The 18134-nt window shown below is 39.4% G+C and carries 12 protein-coding genes and 1 pseudogene; 4 read left to right on the top strand and 9 right to left on the bottom strand.

Translation table 11 applies throughout. The annotated features are described in order from the left end of the window. The first annotated feature begins 96 nt into the window (after nucleotides 1–96). From K7J14_RS15975 to K7J14_RS15985, 3 genes are all read left to right on the top strand, one after another. Nucleotides 97–477, top strand: a complete 381-nt coding sequence (locus K7J14_RS15975) for a hypothetical protein (RefSeq protein ID WP_230751987.1) — start codon at nucleotides 97–99, stop codon at nucleotides 475–477. Nucleotides 478–1459: 982 nt separating this feature from the next. Beyond that, nucleotides 1460–2890, top strand: coding sequence for an SIR2 family protein (locus K7J14_RS15980; protein WP_230758799.1), 1431 nt, complete (start codon nucleotides 1460–1462; stop codon nucleotides 2888–2890). Nucleotides 2891–2911: 21 nt separating this feature from the next. Next, nucleotides 2912–3397 (top strand): TIR domain-containing protein, encoded by a 486-nt coding sequence (locus K7J14_RS15985; RefSeq protein WP_230754684.1) that lies wholly within the window; start codon nucleotides 2912–2914, stop codon nucleotides 3395–3397. Between the two features lie 379 nt (nucleotides 3398–3776). On the opposite strand, the gene K7J14_RS15990 is transcribed toward K7J14_RS15985, so the two are convergent. The 5 genes from K7J14_RS15990 to K7J14_RS16010 form a co-directional block, all read right to left on the bottom strand. After that, the gene (locus tag K7J14_RS15990; protein WP_230754682.1) at nucleotides 3777–9440 is read right to left on the bottom strand and encodes an Ig-like domain-containing protein; all 5664 of its coding nucleotides are present in this window, start codon (nucleotides 9438–9440) and stop codon (nucleotides 3777–3779) included. Nucleotides 9441–9603: 163 nt separating this feature from the next. Then, nucleotides 9604–10962: a TrbI/VirB10 family protein gene (locus K7J14_RS15995; protein WP_230754680.1), complete on the bottom strand. Its 1359-nt coding sequence runs from the start codon at nucleotides 10960–10962 to the stop codon at nucleotides 9604–9606. Nucleotides 10963–10965: 3 nt separating this feature from the next. Further along, a complete protein-coding gene (locus K7J14_RS16000; protein ID WP_230754678.1) occupies nucleotides 10966–11946 on the bottom strand; it encodes a TrbG/VirB9 family P-type conjugative transfer protein in 981 nt (326 codons plus the stop codon). Further along, on the bottom strand, nucleotides 11946–13985 hold the full coding sequence (locus K7J14_RS16005) for a VirB8/TrbF family protein (protein ID WP_230758804.1): 2040 nt from the start codon (nucleotides 13983–13985) through the stop codon (nucleotides 11946–11948). Before K7J14_RS16005 ends, K7J14_RS16000 begins: the two co-directional genes overlap by 1 nt. After that, nucleotides 13985–14215, bottom strand: coding sequence for a hypothetical protein (locus tag K7J14_RS16010; protein WP_230754827.1), 231 nt, complete (start codon nucleotides 14213–14215; stop codon nucleotides 13985–13987). The genes K7J14_RS16005 and K7J14_RS16010 overlap by 1 nt, the downstream gene beginning before the upstream one ends. Before the next feature lie 177 nt (nucleotides 14216–14392). On the opposite strand from K7J14_RS16010, the gene K7J14_RS16015 reads away from it, so the two are divergent. Next, complete coding sequence (locus tag K7J14_RS16015) at nucleotides 14393–14695, top strand: hypothetical protein (protein WP_230758807.1); 303 nt, start codon at nucleotides 14393–14395, stop codon at nucleotides 14693–14695. Between the two features lie 429 nt (nucleotides 14696–15124). Here K7J14_RS16015 and K7J14_RS16020 read toward each other — a convergent pair whose 3' ends face one another. From K7J14_RS16020 to K7J14_RS16035, 4 genes and pseudogenes are all read right to left on the bottom strand, one after another. Continuing rightward, entirely contained in the window at nucleotides 15125–15391 is a 267-nt protein-coding gene (locus K7J14_RS16020; protein ID WP_230758810.1) for a hypothetical protein, read from the bottom strand. Next, nucleotides 15388–15906, bottom strand: coding sequence for a hypothetical protein (locus K7J14_RS16025; protein WP_230758813.1), 519 nt, complete (start codon nucleotides 15904–15906; stop codon nucleotides 15388–15390). Before K7J14_RS16025 ends, K7J14_RS16020 begins: the two co-directional genes overlap by 4 nt. After that, nucleotides 15907–16593, bottom strand: a pseudogene (locus tag K7J14_RS16030) (TraG/VirB4 family ATPase); the annotation flags it as partial. Nucleotides 16594–17243: 650 nt separating this feature from the next. Further along, a complete protein-coding gene (locus tag K7J14_RS16035; RefSeq protein WP_230758815.1) occupies nucleotides 17244–17423 on the bottom strand; it encodes a hypothetical protein in 180 nt (59 codons plus the stop codon). Nucleotides 17424–18134 lie beyond the last annotated feature (711 nt).

Raw genomic sequence — 18134 nt, forward strand, 5'->3', positions numbered from 1 at the left:
CTTGTGCTATTACTCATATGTCTTTCCCTCTTAAACATTGGGTGTAAGAAATTTCAAAGTCGCTCTTCACAAGAAAATCCGTATGTAGGAACATGGATGAGTACATATGTATATAAATCTGGATATACAAACTCATATTTTATGCCAGTCGCAATTAAACTTGTAGAGCACGTGATGACTGTAAACGATGACGGAACCTTTGAACAAAGTGTTATTCTACAATATGTCGATGATACAGTCTCCATATCTTCATATTCTGGTACATACACATTTTCAGATACTGAAATAACTCTTCAAACGACAAGAGGATTCTCAGATAATGATATTATTCCCGAAGACAGACTTCCTGGTAATGAATCATATCTCAGGCAGAAAAAAAGCATAACAGCAAAGGAGGTATACTTCTCAGAATCGCCAGAAAGAGATGAGTATAATCAGCTTAAATATCCAATCATTCTTACTTATACCAAAAAATAGTGTATAAACATCACTTTGGAGAATCTTTGATCACCCAACTTTAATGTAGGTACTATCATATAAAGGCCAGTACATAGGTACTGGCCTTTCTTGTTGATAACACTTACGAACCACTTGAATATCACTCAAATACCTATTACAGAAGTAAGAATTACAATAATACCCACAATGTGCCAAAATACGATACCCTTGTTGTTCATGCAATAGAATTCACTCAATCAACAAGGATGAAAACAATCTGGTTTTTCAAAAAGGCAGTGTTAAATTAAACCCTACTTTTCTTATAGGGAGTAAGAATCCTAAGAAAGCACACTTGTTAACTAATACATACTCCGAATAGTTGAAAAAAAGAAGATCGAATCTTCTGGATATCAGTAATAAGACTAATAAGGCATTAGAAATATTCTAAATAGTGGAAATTCAAAGATCAAAATGAAGAACTTAGGTTTAAGTCAACACAAAGAATAACTATATAAAATAAAATCAGTGACATTTTTTTAGATCATGTTATACTGATCAGTAGAAAACCCTTTGAAGTGTATGAATTCACAACAAAGATTTACTTGAGGATACTATATGTAATAACTATTCATTAACTAATGATTTTTTGTGGTTCTTTACTAGTTTCTTTTAACATATTTTATCAAAACCATATTAATGTCCTAAAACAAGATAATATTGATTCTTTTCATGTACACAAGAAGATTCTACATGGACAAACAAGCAACTGTGAATCTATCACTCCAGACAAGCTACATACGAGAATTGTTAGATTCGTAGTTTCTATCAATCTTATTTTTTCAATCTATATTTATCATATTATCTTGTTGTTTAACATAAACATATTATTTATTGAGAACAGCCAAATAGTTGTTCGACGGACGCCTGCGGCGCAATGAGATGAAAAAATTACACCTATTTTGTTTTCCGCTTTATGCTCAATAGATTATAGAAAATTTGTATTAAATGAAGGAGTAATAGAATGAAATTAGATAGGGATATTGAATCGTTTATAAATAACTATGTAAAAGCGTTGAAAGAAAAAAATGCTGTAGCGTTTATTGGATCAGGAATGTCGGTATCTCAAGGTTTTTTCGATTGGAAAAAACTATTAAAACCAGTTGCTGATAAGCTTGGGCTTGACATTAATGATGAGCAACATGATTTAACTTCATTGGCTCAATTTTTTGTTGACGATCATGGAGGAGTTAGGGGAGAACTAGACCAAATACTTGTCGAAGAATATGGTAAAACAAAAATGTCAGTCTCTGATAATCATCGGATTCTAGCTAGACTTCCAATTCAAATATATTGGACCACCAATTATGATAGACTAATTGAAAACGCATTATTAGAACAGGGTAAAACACCTGATATTAAAAAAGCACAATCAGATTTGACAGTAAATCTACCAAAGCGAGATGCAATTATATACAAAATGCATGGAGATATTGAAACTGTATCTGAAACAGTTCTAACAAAACATGAGTATGAAGATTATAATAAAAAAAGAGAATTGTTTAGTAATGCATTTAAAAGTGACTATGTTTCTAGAACATTTTTATTTATCGGATTCAGTTTTACTGATCCCAATCTTGACTACTTAATTAGTCGTATAAGAACAACATTAGGCCAGAATATAAAACCAGACTATTATTTCATAAAAAAAGAAACGGATACAAGATTGCAGAGAAGGCAAGAACTTAGAGCGAACTCCTTAAAAAAATACGGATTAAATCCATTATGGATAAATGAATATCCCGAAATAACTACAATTCTTAAGGAAGTAGAATCTAGATTTTTACGGACAACAATTTTAATATCAGGTAGCGCTGAAAATTATGGAAGTTTTGGTGAAAAAAGAGCTGTAGAACTTCTACATGACCTTAGCAAGTCTCTTTCAAATAATTCATACAAGATTCTGACAGGCTTTGGCTGGGGTGTTGGTAGTGCTGTAATTAACGGGGTTTTAGATAATATGGAAAGTGAAAGAAATCAAAACATGGACAATTACTTAATTATGAGACCTTTCCCTCAATTTGAAACTCACGGAAAAAACTTAAAAGAATTATGGGTCGAATATCGAAAAAGATTTATACCCTTAGCTGGTATTGCAATTTTTGTTTTTGGAAACAGAAAGAACAAAACTACCGGAGTTCTTGAAGAAGCAACTGGAGTAATTGATGAGTTCAACATTGCTTTTGAGAATGGACTCTTATTAATTCCTATTGGAGCCACAGGATTTGTGTCAAAATGCCTTTGGGATCAAATTATTGCTTCATTTAAGGATTTCTTTCCTAATCATGAATATTTACTTGACGATTTCAAACTACTTGGTGATACTACTATTGATAACTCAGTGATAATTAAAACCGTTTTAAAAATAATCAATACATTGAATTCAAGGCAATAGAACACAAAAAGGAGCATTTATATGGCAACAAAAAGAAGAGTTTTTTACAGTTTTCATTACGACAACGATGTTTTTAGAGTTCAACAAATTAGGAACATGGGTGCTATTGATGGAGATGAACCTGTCTCGAAGAATGACTGGGAAACAGTAAAGAAAGGTGGGGATAAAGCAATTGAAAAATGGATTGATGAAAATATGGATGGAAAAAGTTGTGTAGTTGTTCTTATAGGTGAAGATACTTATAAAAGACCGTGGGTTAAACATGAAATTGTAAAAGCTTGGAATGAAAAAAGAGGGCTTGTTGGTATTTACATACATAATTTGAAAGACCCAAAAACAGGAACTTGCTATAAGGGAACAAACCCTTTTGAACAATTTACTTGTAATAGTGGTAAAAAATTATCTGATTATGTAGAATGTTATAATCCTAAAAGTACAGACGCTTATAATGATATAAAAGAAAATCTTGCAGACTGGATTGAAAAAGCAATTGAAGACAGAAAATAAGCTCTAACTCAGACCAATATTTTTTCACGATTAATAAAGTGTATATATGTGGTCTATCAATTGTAAGATTTATTGGATATCTGAATTTATAAGGATGTGAAACTATATAATAGGCCAATAATATCGTCGAACAACTGCTTCAACCTGACATTGCTATTGTCACACTTTTTGCTAGTCGTCGCTTTGCTCCTCGGCAAAAAGTGCGCCAATGTACGCAATGCAGGTTAAGCAAATGTTCAGCAGATAATAATACAAAAATCGAAATTAAGACATGAAATTACATATTTAACTCAGAATTATAATTCTGAACTAAGTAATTTGCGTATTACGGTTACAAAAAAGGCCGTCCTGTTGGGACGGCCTTATAAGGTAGTACTTACTATTTAGTACACTTTCTTGTCTCTACAACAATCGGAATCTGGAAGGCTTGATTTCCGCTTGGCCGTACAACCGTTCCATTAATATACCCGGCTGTTACTGTGCTGATAATCGACTTATCAAGTGATGGTACTTTTGCAGCTTCATTTATATCCCATGCAGACCAGGTTCCATGATGATCATACCAACTTCCCCAACTTTTATACGAATATCTTTGTTCATGTTCTGGCCAATAATAATCTGTATTGGCTTTATAGTCAGATTCAGACATTCGTAACGGAGTAGAACGCTCTTGCCTAACAAAAGTTGGAGACCATGTTGTAATTGGAGTCCAGCTTGAGTTACCGTTTCCGTTCGGAAGATTTGGTGAAATATAGGCATTATACCCAGTATGAGTCCCGCCATCATCTTTATAGCGAACAAAATACAAGTTATTTCCGAATGAAGCATACCAGTATTGGTTATCACCATTATACACTGCATGTTCCCATCTTACTGTTAGCCGGTCATTATCTTTTTTGAAATATGTATCATGAGTAACAAGCCGTTCATAAATAATGTAATCTACCGTATGCTTGACATTCCACAGTCCTGTTGACGGTTGACTTAGCACTATTGGAGTCGGAGATGAAGTTGCATTAACATATTGCACATTGCTAATTGAGTATGAAGCGTTCTCTTCTACAACGGACAAAGAGACTGATACATCTTCTCCATCACCTAAGACCAACATACCACCTTCAGCGTTATACCTTGAATACGATCCTTGCTTGGAGATTATCACTGGTTTTACTGTAAGGCGGCTATATCCGAAATTTAGGCTACAGGTCTGTGTTCCGAATTTGTAATTATTATACACATTTGTTGCTGAAACCGAGAAATTAGCGGTTCCTTCCTTTGTTGGACGTATGTAAATCTCCCGTTTAGTCTTATCAATGGTATATGTTGCAATATCATTATCAATGAGCAAATCAATGCGAGCATCAGCAGGGTTTACCTCATAACTAATTATGTACAATTGTGGGTTTGATGAATCATATTTTGGTTCAGTCTTAATAAGCGTCTTATTTATGCTCAGCTTATAATCCCAAGCACAAGTAATATTGATACTTGCGCTCATACTGTTCGCTGTTCCGGAAAGTTTTGTAACTCCTTCGGAAAGGCCTGTAACGGTCACTGTTTTTGAGCTCGTATCAACAGCGTACGTTACAAAATCATTTGAATTGGTCATCCAATTTATCGAAGCATCCTCAGGAATCAAGACATACTTGAAAGTCTTCTTTTGACCAGGTTGTAGACGCATTGACTGGGTATCAAAACTGAATTGCCTTGATGCAGCTATCAACACATCACATTTAGCTGTTTTTCCCTTGAACTCGGCCGTAACCGTGGTTTTTCCGGTAGATAAGGCATAAAGGGCGACTGTTTTCCCGCTTCCGAGAATTGACACGATCTCAGCACCACCGACCTTATCAGCGCTCCATGTAATAGCTTTATAGTCCTCGCTTGTACCAAGATCTATATTTGCAGATATTTCAACCGTTTTACCGGTCTCTGTTGCTATATAGTTCTTGTTTAGCGAGATTCCAGCATTTGATCCTTCTACCTGTACATGTATGGTATAGATAGTTGATGTCTTCGGGTGAGAAATCCGTATGGACGTTTCACCGGCTTTTAACGGCTTAACGATGATATTTGATCCAGAGGTGCCTATAAGACTTGCAATAGATGGATCAGTAATTTTCCATTGTAGATTATACTGGTCTGGAGTCGAGATTCCCTCTCCGACAATCGAAGCACTCACAGATCTCTGAGAATCAGTAATTTTCATCGCAAGGACATTGGTTTGAGACGTAATATAAGGAGCTGTCATCTCAGTAGCTTTCTTAACATAAATCATTAAGTCGCTTTTAGCTCCGGAAGGGCTTGTAGCAGTAACAATCGCTGTTCCAGTTGCAAGAGCAGTTACCTGAGCGACCTTATTAGTGCCAGTGATTGTTACAATCTTTGAGTTGTCAGTTGCATAGGTAACTCTACCGGAATACTCTCCTTCGATAGCCGGAACCTGCATTGCAACAAATTGAGTCGTACCTTCAGCAATCGTCATTGATGACTGAGAAAAAGCAAATTGAGAATATTCGGTGACCCTGACAATTATCTTCCCATCATACGGAGATTTTGGATGCGAGATAGTTATTTCAGCTTTTCCTTCTTGTCGGGGCGTTATGACCGCTGTATTTGCAGAATAGGTAAGGTCTATAACATTATAGTTATCCGCGCTCCATACAAAGCCATATTTATCTTCAGCTGTACCGCCAACTAAGGTAGCTGTGACAGTTTGTGCTGAATCAGCAGGTTTCATTGATACAATTGGAAGCGAAGGGTTTATATAGAGGTTTGAAGATGGGGCCGCTTCATCAACAATTACCACCAAGGGGAATGGATATGTCGATTTTGGATGAGTGACAGTAAGACGGCACTCTCCAGCGGAAATACCTTTCACGACTGCGCTTTGACCATTCGAGGTAAGCTGAATAAGATCTCCACGATCAACCGTCCACACAAAATGTTGGTTATCCGATTCACTTCCACCAGCGAGTGTCACTGAAAGCGTTTTAGAAGATCCTCCCTTGGTAACGGAAAGAATGTTTTGGCTTGATGTGATGTAAGGACTTGAGGCTGCGTCTTGGAGTGTATTTGATATAATTACAGTAATATCAAGCGGATAAACACAGGAGGCGTGCTTCACTGTAACACGAGCGACACCCGCACTGATTCCTGATAATACCGCAGTTCCACCATTATCAACGATTTGCAGGATAGAGGGGTTGTCAGAAGTCCAAGCATAATCCGCAGCACTTGTTTCAGATGTACCTGATAAACGAACACTTACGGTTTGTTGAGTACCGGTTACCATCCGAACAACGTTTTGTGTTGTAGTAAGATAGGAAAGTCCATCAATATCTGCTTGAGTGTTCCCAACCAAAATAAGGACATTTTTATCATAGGTGGAATTAGCATGACGAACGATAAGACGTGCTTGGCCGGGAACTTTTGGAACAATGTAGCATTTGTTTCCAAGAGGGCTTATCGCTGCAATAGAGGGATCATCGATTTCCCATGAGAATAACGTTGTATCAGCCCCATTTTCAAGTTTAGCAGTGATCTGCTCCCCCTGAGACCCAGAAATAAGACCAACAACATCCTTACTTGTACTAATAAAGGGATCTTTTGGATTTACGATAATATATTCATCACCAATACGTACTGTGATTTTAAGTACATTGTCAGCCTTTGGATGTGATATCGAGATGACCGCTGTACCCTTGCTTTTTGATGTAATAGTTGCAGTATTTCCGTTCGGAATGACTTCTACAATGGAAGGAGAATCAGAGATCCAAGATATTCCAGAATAGTCTGAAAGAGGAAGATTTACTGGCGTTACAGAAACGACCTTATCCGTATTGATCGATGGAAACTGCACAACATTCTGAGCTGTGGTAAAGAATATTGAAGGTGGCAGTACCGATAAATCAGTCCCAACTGGGTATACGGTAACAGTGAATCGTACTGACTGTAATCCAGCTAGTGAAGCGGTTATAATCGCTGTTCCACTTGAAACACCAGTTATCGTAGATACTGTATTTTTATCACTGGGTGTAACAGTTGCAACAGAAGAATTACTGGAACTCCATTGAATGGCAGTAAGTTCTTCCGGCGAAAGATTCCGTGTCATTAAATACAGTTGATCTGATTTTCCAGCGATTAGATTGTAGTATGTTTTCTCTGAGTAGAGAACCTGCATAGCCTCCAGTTCTTCAGCAGTTTCTGCAACATAACAGAGAATCTTTTTCGGATTATCAGCCCGAGGATTAGTTATAGTTATAAAGGTTTGTCCATTTCCGACGGCTGTTACCAGCTGTTCTTTCCCTGCACCTGCAACAGTTACAATATTTGAATCTGCACTTGACCAGTCAAGAGACGATTCATCATTTATTGTCACATTACCTTGAAGGGTCACTGCAAGTTTCTGAGACGTTCCACGAACAAGTCCCAGGAGTGACTGACCCTTGATGACAAGGGGTTCTTCAAAGGAGGCGTATGAAGGGAAAACCTTTACCAATACCTCTGTAGGGGTCAAAGCCTTTGGATGCGTGATATAGATAACAGCAGAACCTTCTTTTTTAGGTTCAATAAAGGCAGTTCCATTTGCTCGCTGCGTAATGATAGAGGCGGTACGTCCCCAAACTCCAGTTGTTCCATTTGTTGTACGAAGAGAAATGATATCAGGATTATCAACTGACCAAACAAAATTTTTCTCATCTCCGGCTTCACCACCAACAAGAGAAACAAGGAGTTCGCTTTCCTCGAGTCCTAGTTTTGTCCGGATATAATTCTGACTCGTCGTAATAAACGCACCAGAATGCACTGCGCCATCTGCTTGATTCTCCACAAAAATCATGATTTCTCGCGGATATTTCGCGGCCGGATGAGATACCGTGAGCTTTGCTATTCCATTCTTTTTGCCATTCAAGACAACTTCATTATGATAAGAAGCAAAATCACAAATAGACGAATCATCAATCGTCCATTGAAATTGAGAAGGATCGAGTTCATTAACACGAGTAGAGCCCTTTAACGAAACCGACAAGTTTGCAGGAGTTGAACCATTTACGGTAACCTTACTCTCAATAACATCGATATACACATTCTCAATAATGGTAACAACACGGACTTTTATATCAAGAGGATAAAGGGCTCGAGGGTGGCTCACCCTGACTGTTGCCCGTCCATCAGCTCGTGGGGATATTTCTGCATTAGCACCATTTGCAGTTAGCGAGATAGTGCCAGGAGCACTTTCTTCCGAATCAAGCACTTCCCAGGTAAAACTATTTTGATCTGCTCCATCCCCATTGACAAGGGAGACAGAGACTTTTCGGTCTGCTCCATTGTGAGCAAGCGAGATAATATTCTGGCTTGTTGTAAGGTATATCGCTTTTTCATTCTCCGGCTTGACGAATACAAGTAGTTCTAGTGGATAGGTGCTTGACGGATGAGAGACAGTAATTCGCGCGACCCCATTTGTTTTCGCACTGATAATTCCATTCTGTCCGGAAGCCTCTACTGTAGCAATACTGGACTTATCAATACTCCAAGAAAATTGTGACATCTCAGCGGATGAACCCTTTGATAAAGATACCAGTATTTTCTTTGTGGTTCCTGCTTCCATTTCAACCACTGGCATGGTTGTGGATATATAGGGAGCGTTCTCGGTAATCGGATCAATACCAGACACACCAATGACGCAGGCGGCCGCCTGACCATTTGCTTTTGCGATGAGCACCGTATTTCCATTTCGAAGACCTGAAACGGTTGCACCCGAAGAGTCTCCATCAACTTTGATGACTGATTCATCATATGTGTACTCTATTCGCGCATTACTCTTTGCTTCAGTCGGATTTATGGAAAGAGTTAAGTACTCAATTCCACCAATACCCAGAGAGAGTGTAGTTTTTGAAAAAGCTAACGATTTGACAGTAACGCTCTCGTCTTTATCATTCGATAAAAACAAACTACACGAAGCAGTCAGAAAAGAAATGAGTACCATCAGAAAAGAAATGAGTACCACAAAAGCTAGAAAAGCGTTAGGTTTTGAGTGTCGCATACGGTGAACTCCTTTTGTTCAAACATGTATGTATAAAGAGTGAAGACTCTTTATATTCTGTGTTTCTAAAGAGAAATCAAAAAAAGGTGAGGATAATAGAAGGAAATATGTGATTGTCGTTACTAGAATACAGAAGACCGCCTGTATCAGCGGCCTTTACGCATCATCTTTTATATACAGATGTAACAGGTGGAGATGAAACAGGTGGAAGGCGAATATTTTTATTAAGCATAATATTGATCTTTGTTCCGCTTTTCACCGTAAGTGTCGGTTGAATATTCATTGTTCGATCAATAATTTTGGCTCCCAGTTGGTTAATGACATTCTGGTTTGCAGCTATGAGATTCTGTGCTGTCTCATTTTGAGTAGTAGCCATAGTTGCAGCAAACTCACCATTAACCAATGTAAATGCTGAAATAATCCCCATCGCTTTCACGTACTGGAAAAGATGCTCATCAACCTTGCCTTTGGTTCCTGAATATCCTTTATCATCTACGCCATTCATATTCCCAAGTGAAACCTGAAATCCATCCGGCCGGATTAACGTGTTCCAGGCTATCTGAACACGGCTTTGTGCAAAAGAAACAGAAGAATTATACGATGCAATCAGTATGCTTCCTTGAGGGATGAGAAGTTTCTTGCCTGTCAGTGAATCATAGATGTTTTCAGTTACTCGTGCCTGAATATCACCCGGAAGGTCAGTGTTTATACCGGTAATAAGAACACCAGGAATTATTGATCCATTCCACAGAGTATCATTTCCGATAAAATACCCCGTTGCCTCATCCTCTCGGCCAGAACTATAAAACGATTGCTTGTCGTCTTGCATATTCTGTTCACGGTATCCCATCGATTCTCCACTTCCTGTGCCGCCAGAGGAGCCAATTCCCCCAAGAGCCGCGATCCGATGTGCCGTATATTCGTCCTGACCCATGGGAACAGAACCAAAAGCAGAGATGGTTTGCATTAACGGGTCTTGTCCTTGAGAATTTCCCCTATACGCTCCTTGAGTTTCTTGGCCGAGAAGTCTTCCTTGAACCACTGGTATAATTGCAGATCCATAGGCATTCAACGCACTTTCATCTACTTGAGCCGGTCTTCCACCACCTGTCGGTTGTGACTTTTTCGTTTGCTGAGTGGGAGGTATATACACCGGACTCTCTTCCTGAATGGCCGGAGGAGACGAATTGCGTATTTCCGTACGTTCCTCGTAGGGCTTAGGTTGCACAGAAAAGTCAGGGACATTCAATTCAGAAGCGACGCCGTCTTCCATCTTCTTCTTTTTTTTGCTCTCAGAAGGGGAGATAATCGAAACAACAACGATGAGGGAAGCAAGCCCACCGGCCAACAACAAAATGAGTTTTTTGTTAATCCTCGGAACAACTGTTTTCGGCTCAACTGAAGCACCATCTTTTTCTGAAGAAACATCTTCGGTACCTTTTTCTTCTTCCAGCGCTGCTTCTCGTGCAATTTCATCTTCATCCGAAAGAACAAGGCCGGTTTCCTCGTCATATTGACTCATTACTTACCCCTTTTTCTTCTCGATTGTAATTCGCTCTTTTTTGTACTTGACTGTCACACGCTCGATAAGCTTATCAATGACAATCAAATTCCCCTGTGGGCGATAATTTACCACGTCGGCCTTATTTTCAAAGATCCCTGGTAATTCCATCTGTAAGACTTCTTCACCGAAGGTTATATAGGTCTTCTTTCCATCATCATAGACTCTTGTTGGAATCCATCGAGGTTTCTTGAAAACATTGAAAGTAATCTTGTAGTCGAATGATAGAAAGCGTGGATCTATTGTATCCATTTCTGTTGCTACTTGAATTTCTTTGGTTATGTCTTTAGCAAAGATCTGTGGCATCCCTTGATTGTGATATTTCCATTTCACAATAGGCATATACACGTTTGAATAACTTCTTAAAACCACATGGTATACTCTCATATTTGTATTTATGATGAGTGTGGCATCAAGTCCGGCCTGTTTCGGTTTAACATAGATATGTTGAACGACAACATTGTTCTGCTGATTAACACCTGCACCAATAATCCATCGCTCGGTATCTGAAACAAATGGACTATCGATGACTATCTCACCGGGCTGTAGGTGTATATCTGTTGTGCGTAGTATCTGACAATATACTTCATACACCTGATCTGGATCATAATCATAGATTCTCGCTGCGTGTGAGTACTCAGTTGGTTTGATAGTTCCCTCTTCAGTAGATTGTTTGACTGAATCAAGACCGGTAGTCCGTTTTACCGCTGGCTCAGGAGTCGGAATATACACAGGGCGATCAACATAGACTATTTGATTTTGAACATCGATGGAGGCTTTCAGTTCTTCAACTGCAACTTCTTCTTCGCTCTTTTCTTCCATTTCAACAAGTTTGTCTTTGACAACTTCGTTTCTCGGCTCCATGTCCATTGTTTTACAGGAAACTCCCAGAATAATACTGATAGCGAGTAAAAAAATGGCGCGGATCTCATGTCTTTTGTACATTACTGTGCTCCTTGTATGCGAGTGATTTCAGTGAGATTGTATTCTTCGATGTAAATACCTAGTGGATTGAGTTTTTCTGCTTTCTTGGGCGGCGTCTTCCGGGTTGTCGTAACCAATGCGCGGAAACGTTTAGTTCCCGCTCCCCGTCCGGTTACAGTTTCAATAAAATCAACTTGATAGGTACTACCTGATACCCGTATTGTCGATTCTATTGTTACTACTCGCTTCTTGAATCCAATATCTGCGAAGGGATTATCCTCACGGATTGCAGGGGTCATTCGATCTGCACAGGAAGGAGTAATGATGTTATAGAGGGAGCTGATATTTGAAGTGAGAACTTCTCCATCGGTGGGAAGCGTACGTAAGTTTTGGAGGAATGTTTCCACCTGGTAGATATATGCGCTTTCAGGGATGTTCATCGTTTGATAGGAATAGCTGGATACATCCCCTACATATTTTGCTTCGCCCCATGGTAGAACAGTAATTACAACCGGGATCTTCTTCGGTAGTGTCATTGCCCATGACAGTGACACTGCAAGAACAATGATCACAGCGAGTTCCACTATCGCTATAATAAGCCACTCTTTTTTGCCTTTACTCTCCCGAGCCACTAAATCGCAGTATAGTTTTTCATTTCGCTTCATAGGGTTATCAATATCAAATTCTGTGTAGATTACTTTCTTATGATGACTTGCCATTATTTCCTCCAGATGGTGGTGTAGGTGGTGTAGGTGGTGTAGTACGTTGTGGGATTGTTGTCCTAACGGAGTTCCACCGTCATACTTTTTGGTATCTTGCTGAACAGGTTTTTGCATTCCGCCTATTTGTGCTTTCCATGCAGAAGATTCAGCATTTTTAGTTTCTTGCTTATGTTGTGCATATCGTTCCGCTCCTTTTGCTTTATTCTCCTGAGCAAATTCACCGCTTGTTTTCCGATTCCCATCTTCTTTTGGTTTGTTCCGAGCCTCAAGAGATGAGAATCGATTTCCGCCGCCACTATTACTTCCGCCTCCTCCTTTACCATTCGTAAGACTTTTTGCAAGTCCATGAACACCGGACTTCACAGACTCTTTGGCAGAATCACCCATCGAGCGCGCACCTGCTGCAATTGAGCCAAGCTTTCCTTTCCCATCAGCGGCGGCAGCCTTTCCAGCACCAACAGCCTGATCAACCGCTGCTTTCCCTTGTACAGCGGTTTTGACTCCAGCAGAAGCTGCACCCTTAACGGCAGCTCCACCGGCTGCGGCGGCTCCTGCCATAGAGGCAGCAGTCCGAAGACCTTCAGCCATTGATAATTGAGGCGTACCGGTCAACAGAGCTGTCGCAAGGGCGGGGCCGTTTTGGCAAAGAAGCCAATGAAGGAAGATGGTGAATAGCGTATAGATCGTCTGGTCGATGAAGTTATCAAAGGGTCGAACCATGAGCGCAAGAAACCCATTTATTGCGAGCATGAACGTAAGGGTTACAAAGAGAAGTTTTAACGCCTGACCGACTATTGCTCCCACCAGTTTCTCTGTAAGGAACTTTGTTCCATCCCAGAGCATGAAGGGAAGCATAATACATCCAACACTTGTGATAAGTGTAAATTCAATTGCACCAATGAAATATTGAATGGAACAGAATATTCCACCAAGAAGAACCGCAAGTGAAGCAAGTGCAAGTAATGTAAAACCTCCGATATCAGGACCTTTTGGTGGAACCACACTTACACTTAAGCAAACAAGTGCTTTGCTCCAGATATTTTCAAAGGTAAGCATCAGTAGGCGCATAACCGCGTTTGGTCTTATGAACATACCCGGACGTTTATCAGAGCCTTTATCAAAGATATCAAGCACATACTTTTTTGCGACATTACCTTTCCCAGTTTCTTCTTCCAATACTTTAATGATGTCTGAATATGCATCAGGGTCGTTTGCTTTCTTTTCCCAGAACTCAGTTGCCTCGCCATCAGAAGTAGTTTTCTGGATCATCGCGGCAACCTTCCCGTAGCTTGAACCATAACTCCAGGCATAGATAATTCTGTTTATACCTTGAATCATTAAGGATAAGCATTAATGAAAATTAAGAAGAAAATCACAGATGTGAATGTCTTGATTAACTGCTCTGATAATCCTTCACCTTTAGCAATATACTTAATCGCGATAAACCCAAGATTAAGTGTTAGGATAATTTTTGCAATAAACATCGCTTGTCCCATGAAATACCCTTGAAGACTGGAAAAGTCCTCTAACAAGGTAAAGAATGGGGCATCAAGCCATTTTGGTTCCATTTGTCCTCCTGTGCCTTTTGTGCTTTTGCATCCGATAACTCCTGTTCTATAGTTATATTTAATTAAGGGAATCCTTAACTTACCTTGTTTTTCAGTGTCTAGAAGTGTTATACTTTTTAGTAAGGAGATGTAGATGAAAAAATATTTATGCTTCTGATATTTATTCTTACTGGATATATGAGTTTTACAGAAAATTACTCAACACCTCTTTTTATTAGTACAGAACTAGTTGCAACTGTTAATGATGAAATTGTTCGCTTCTTTTCCTTTGAAAAGGATTCTTGGAAGTCTGATCCCTCTGCTAATTTGACTTTACCGGTTGGTTGTTCCGATGTTTCTTTGACAAGTGTTCTAGGAAATATTGTTGTCGCAACCGTTGATGGAAACATTGTTCGTTTCTTTTCCTTTGAAAAGGATTCTTGGAAGTCTGATCCCTCTGCTAATTTGACTTTACCGGTTGGTTGTTCCGATGTTCTTTGACAAGTGTTCTAGGAAATATTGTTGTCGCAACCGTTGATGGAAACATTGTTCGTTTCTTTTCCTTTGAAAAAGATTCTTGGAAGTCTGATCCCTCTGTTAATTTGACTTTACCGGTTGGTTGTTCCGATGTTTCTTTGACAAGTGTTCTAGGAAATATTGTTGTCGCAACTGTTAATGAAATACTGTTCGTTTCTATTCCTTTGAAAAAGGTTCCTGGAAGTCTGATCCCTCTGCTAATTTGACTTTACCGGTTGGTTGTACCGGTATTTCTTTGACAAATGTTCTGGGAAATATTATCGTTGCAACTGTCAATAAAAATTCTATTCAGTTATATTCATTTGAAAAAGGTTTCTGGAAGACTGATCCTTCTACAATTTATCATTTTGATTCTATCCAGCCGTCTAAACTGACGGCTCAATCCTCTTTAACTTATTTATTCGATCCAATCTTTGAAAAGCGACCTTTTTGTTGAACAGGCATATCAGCTGCGATATCTTTATCAGCCTGATAACGAACATTTAACGCGTTAATACGGTTCGCTTCCATTTGTTGGCCAATAAGTATTTGCATGAGCGCAGTCAGGGATTGTAAGACAGCCAGATTACTTTCAGATTTCTCTGCTTCTTTCATTATTGCATCCATCTCCTGTGCAGCAACCTTATTGTTTTCTTCGATTACATCTCCGATAACAGTCATTTGCTTTGCTGCCTCATTAATTCTGCCTTTCCATGCAACCGCATATGCATAGTTAGCAGGATTAAGACCATAGTGACTCCACGCTCTTGCTTTTCCCAATCACTCATATCTGAGGTCATATCATTTTCAACCATGTCAATTGCTTCGCCTGGGAGTCTATAGAATTGACTTATCGGGACTTTCTTCCCACCGACTTCAACACTGATTGCTTTAAACCGATTCTCTGTCTTTCTCACAAAATCAATTTGTTTATCAACATAAGAGACAGCATCGCTAAATGACTTAATCTCGCTCATATCCAATTGCTGTAATTGCTTCAATTGTGCCTGAGTGGTTACATAGGCGTACTCAACCTGCTTTATCGAGTTCAATACAGACTGGTACATTTGATATCCGTTATGAACTGTTTCAAGAATATGTGCCATATCGATTACTGGCGCATTTGCTCTCAGAGGACTACAGAAAAATACCAACAGGCACACGCCATGTACTACTCTTAATACCGTATTCTTCATTTACGCACTCTCCTTCATGTACCGTGAATAATCGAGTCCTTTTGCCTTCAAGATATCAGCAGCATATTCGTATCCACTCTCGTCTCCATGTTCAGCGACAAGCTTATCAAGAAGTTCATGATCTGGAGTTCCTATAAGTGCGAGTGTAATGCTATCACGCTTCAGATCAAGCTGAAACTTTCTACTTCCCATCGTTGAGGTGTATAAGTAGTCTTGTTTCATTATCCCATGAGAAAGAGAGCTGATTTCTGCATCAGTAAGACCAAAGGTAGAATAGGCATGATGCATGGCCGGTGTTTCAGCCTCCGGATCTGCAAGGAAAATCTTTGTATGGCACTGTTGTATGATCGTTGAACACAAGGACGAATTAACTGCATCAGCAACATCCTGTGTAGCAAATACAACAAAAACATTCTTCTTTCGGAGTGTTTTGAGCCACTCTTCGATCTTTGCTCTGAATATTGGATGACGAAGAAAAAGCCATGCTTCATCAAGGACAAGCAACGTAAGACGGCCAGTAAAGAGGCTTTCTATGTAATGGAAAATATATGATATAGCTGGAGCTACACACGATTCTCCCATTTGCATGAGATATTCCATTTCAAGTGTAATATACCGGCTATCAAGGGAGATTGAAGTGGAGGAAGCATCAAATATTGCTCCATACTTACCGCCAAGTTGATACGGACGTAATGTTTCGCGTAGTAACGGTTGTTTAGTTTCAGGATCAAGATAGTTAACACTTTGACAAAAGTAGTAATCGTTCGCTTCGACTTTGGAATACTGGCCATTCGTTCAATTGCATCGGTAATAGCACTACTCATCGAAGGAGTGACTGTTACTCCTTGAATTTCTACTAGAGACTCAATCCATTCAGTTGCCCAGGTACGATCAAGAATTGTTTCAAGGTGTGCTAACGGTTGAAAACACACACCATTCGTTCCCGGCTCATAGTAGCGACCACCGAAGGCCATGGTTGGCTGTCTGGCAGATCGTCCTTTATCAAGTACGATTACCTGGCTGTCAGTATATTTGAAGAACTGTAATTCTAGAAGGTTAAGAAGCGTTGATTTTCCAGCTCCTGTCGGTCCAAGTATGATTGTATGGCCAACATCACCGAGGATTTAAGCTAAGAAAAAAGGGAGTCCCATCTTGAGTCGAGCAAGTAACATGAGGTAGATCAATTCCGCTTACATTACCTGCATGTTCATTTTCAATCATTCCTGCCCAGATTGCAGACAAAGTACTACATGACTAAAATTACTTGATACAACCGGAAGGAGCGGATATTACTAACAACATCCCCTGGCATCATAGATTTCCATGCTTCGAATGCATTAAAGGTCTCTTCCTTTGCTACAAAACCAACACTCTGAACCAGTTTTTTGACTTCTTGAGCTTCTATGTGCTTTTTTTAAATCTGTATCCCATACCATTATATTTGAGGTATACAGGCCAAGAGAGACTTCATCTGTATCAAGAGCAATCTGAGCGGCAGCAGCGTCTTCTTCCTTCACAATCGCGCCACCGTTTATTTGCTTTGTGGCTCCTTTGTTGCAGAAGCAATAAAGGATTGGAACCAACCAACCTGATTACCACGATGGTTTTGTTGAGCTTTTTCAGTCTTCTTTATCGCTTCCTCTTTATCAAGACAGATATATCGTGTGCTCCATCGATACTCCAATTTTGCCTTATTGAGCTTGTCGAATATAGCCGGATACGTACTCTGAGGAAAATCGACAATACCATTACTGGTATATAGTTCTCCCCTAATTTCATAGTAAGCCCAATATCAAGGACTTCATCCGGAAGAAGTCGATCAATAAAAAAAGGATTATCGGGCAGAGTTAAGGAATGCCTATTATTAGATATAGTTGAATGAAGATATTCACAGGTCTGAGAATCACTCAAAGGAGCGATGAGTATTTTAGTTGCGAGGATTCCAACGATATCATCTGTAGTGGTTTCAAAATAGGAAATGTCTTCTTCAAGAGAGTTACTGTGTCCAGTTTCAGTATAAAGAGATTTGTTGCTTTTTTTGTGATTTCTCTCGGAGGCCGATATGTGAAGGTTAAATAGTATGAAGATCAAAGTGCTTTCCGAAAGATCGAAAAGCTTCTTCTCGTTCTTTATCAATTAGATACGGAGCGAGATTCGTAAACTTTCCTCCGGGTATTCTTGTGTTGAAAACCGTTGAACTTCCATTTGAATAGCCCAACCAGAACCAA

The sequence above is a fragment of the Teretinema zuelzerae genome, from assembly GCF_021021555.1.
GTDB lineage: Bacteria > Spirochaetota > Spirochaetia > Treponematales > Treponemataceae > Teretinema > Teretinema zuelzerae.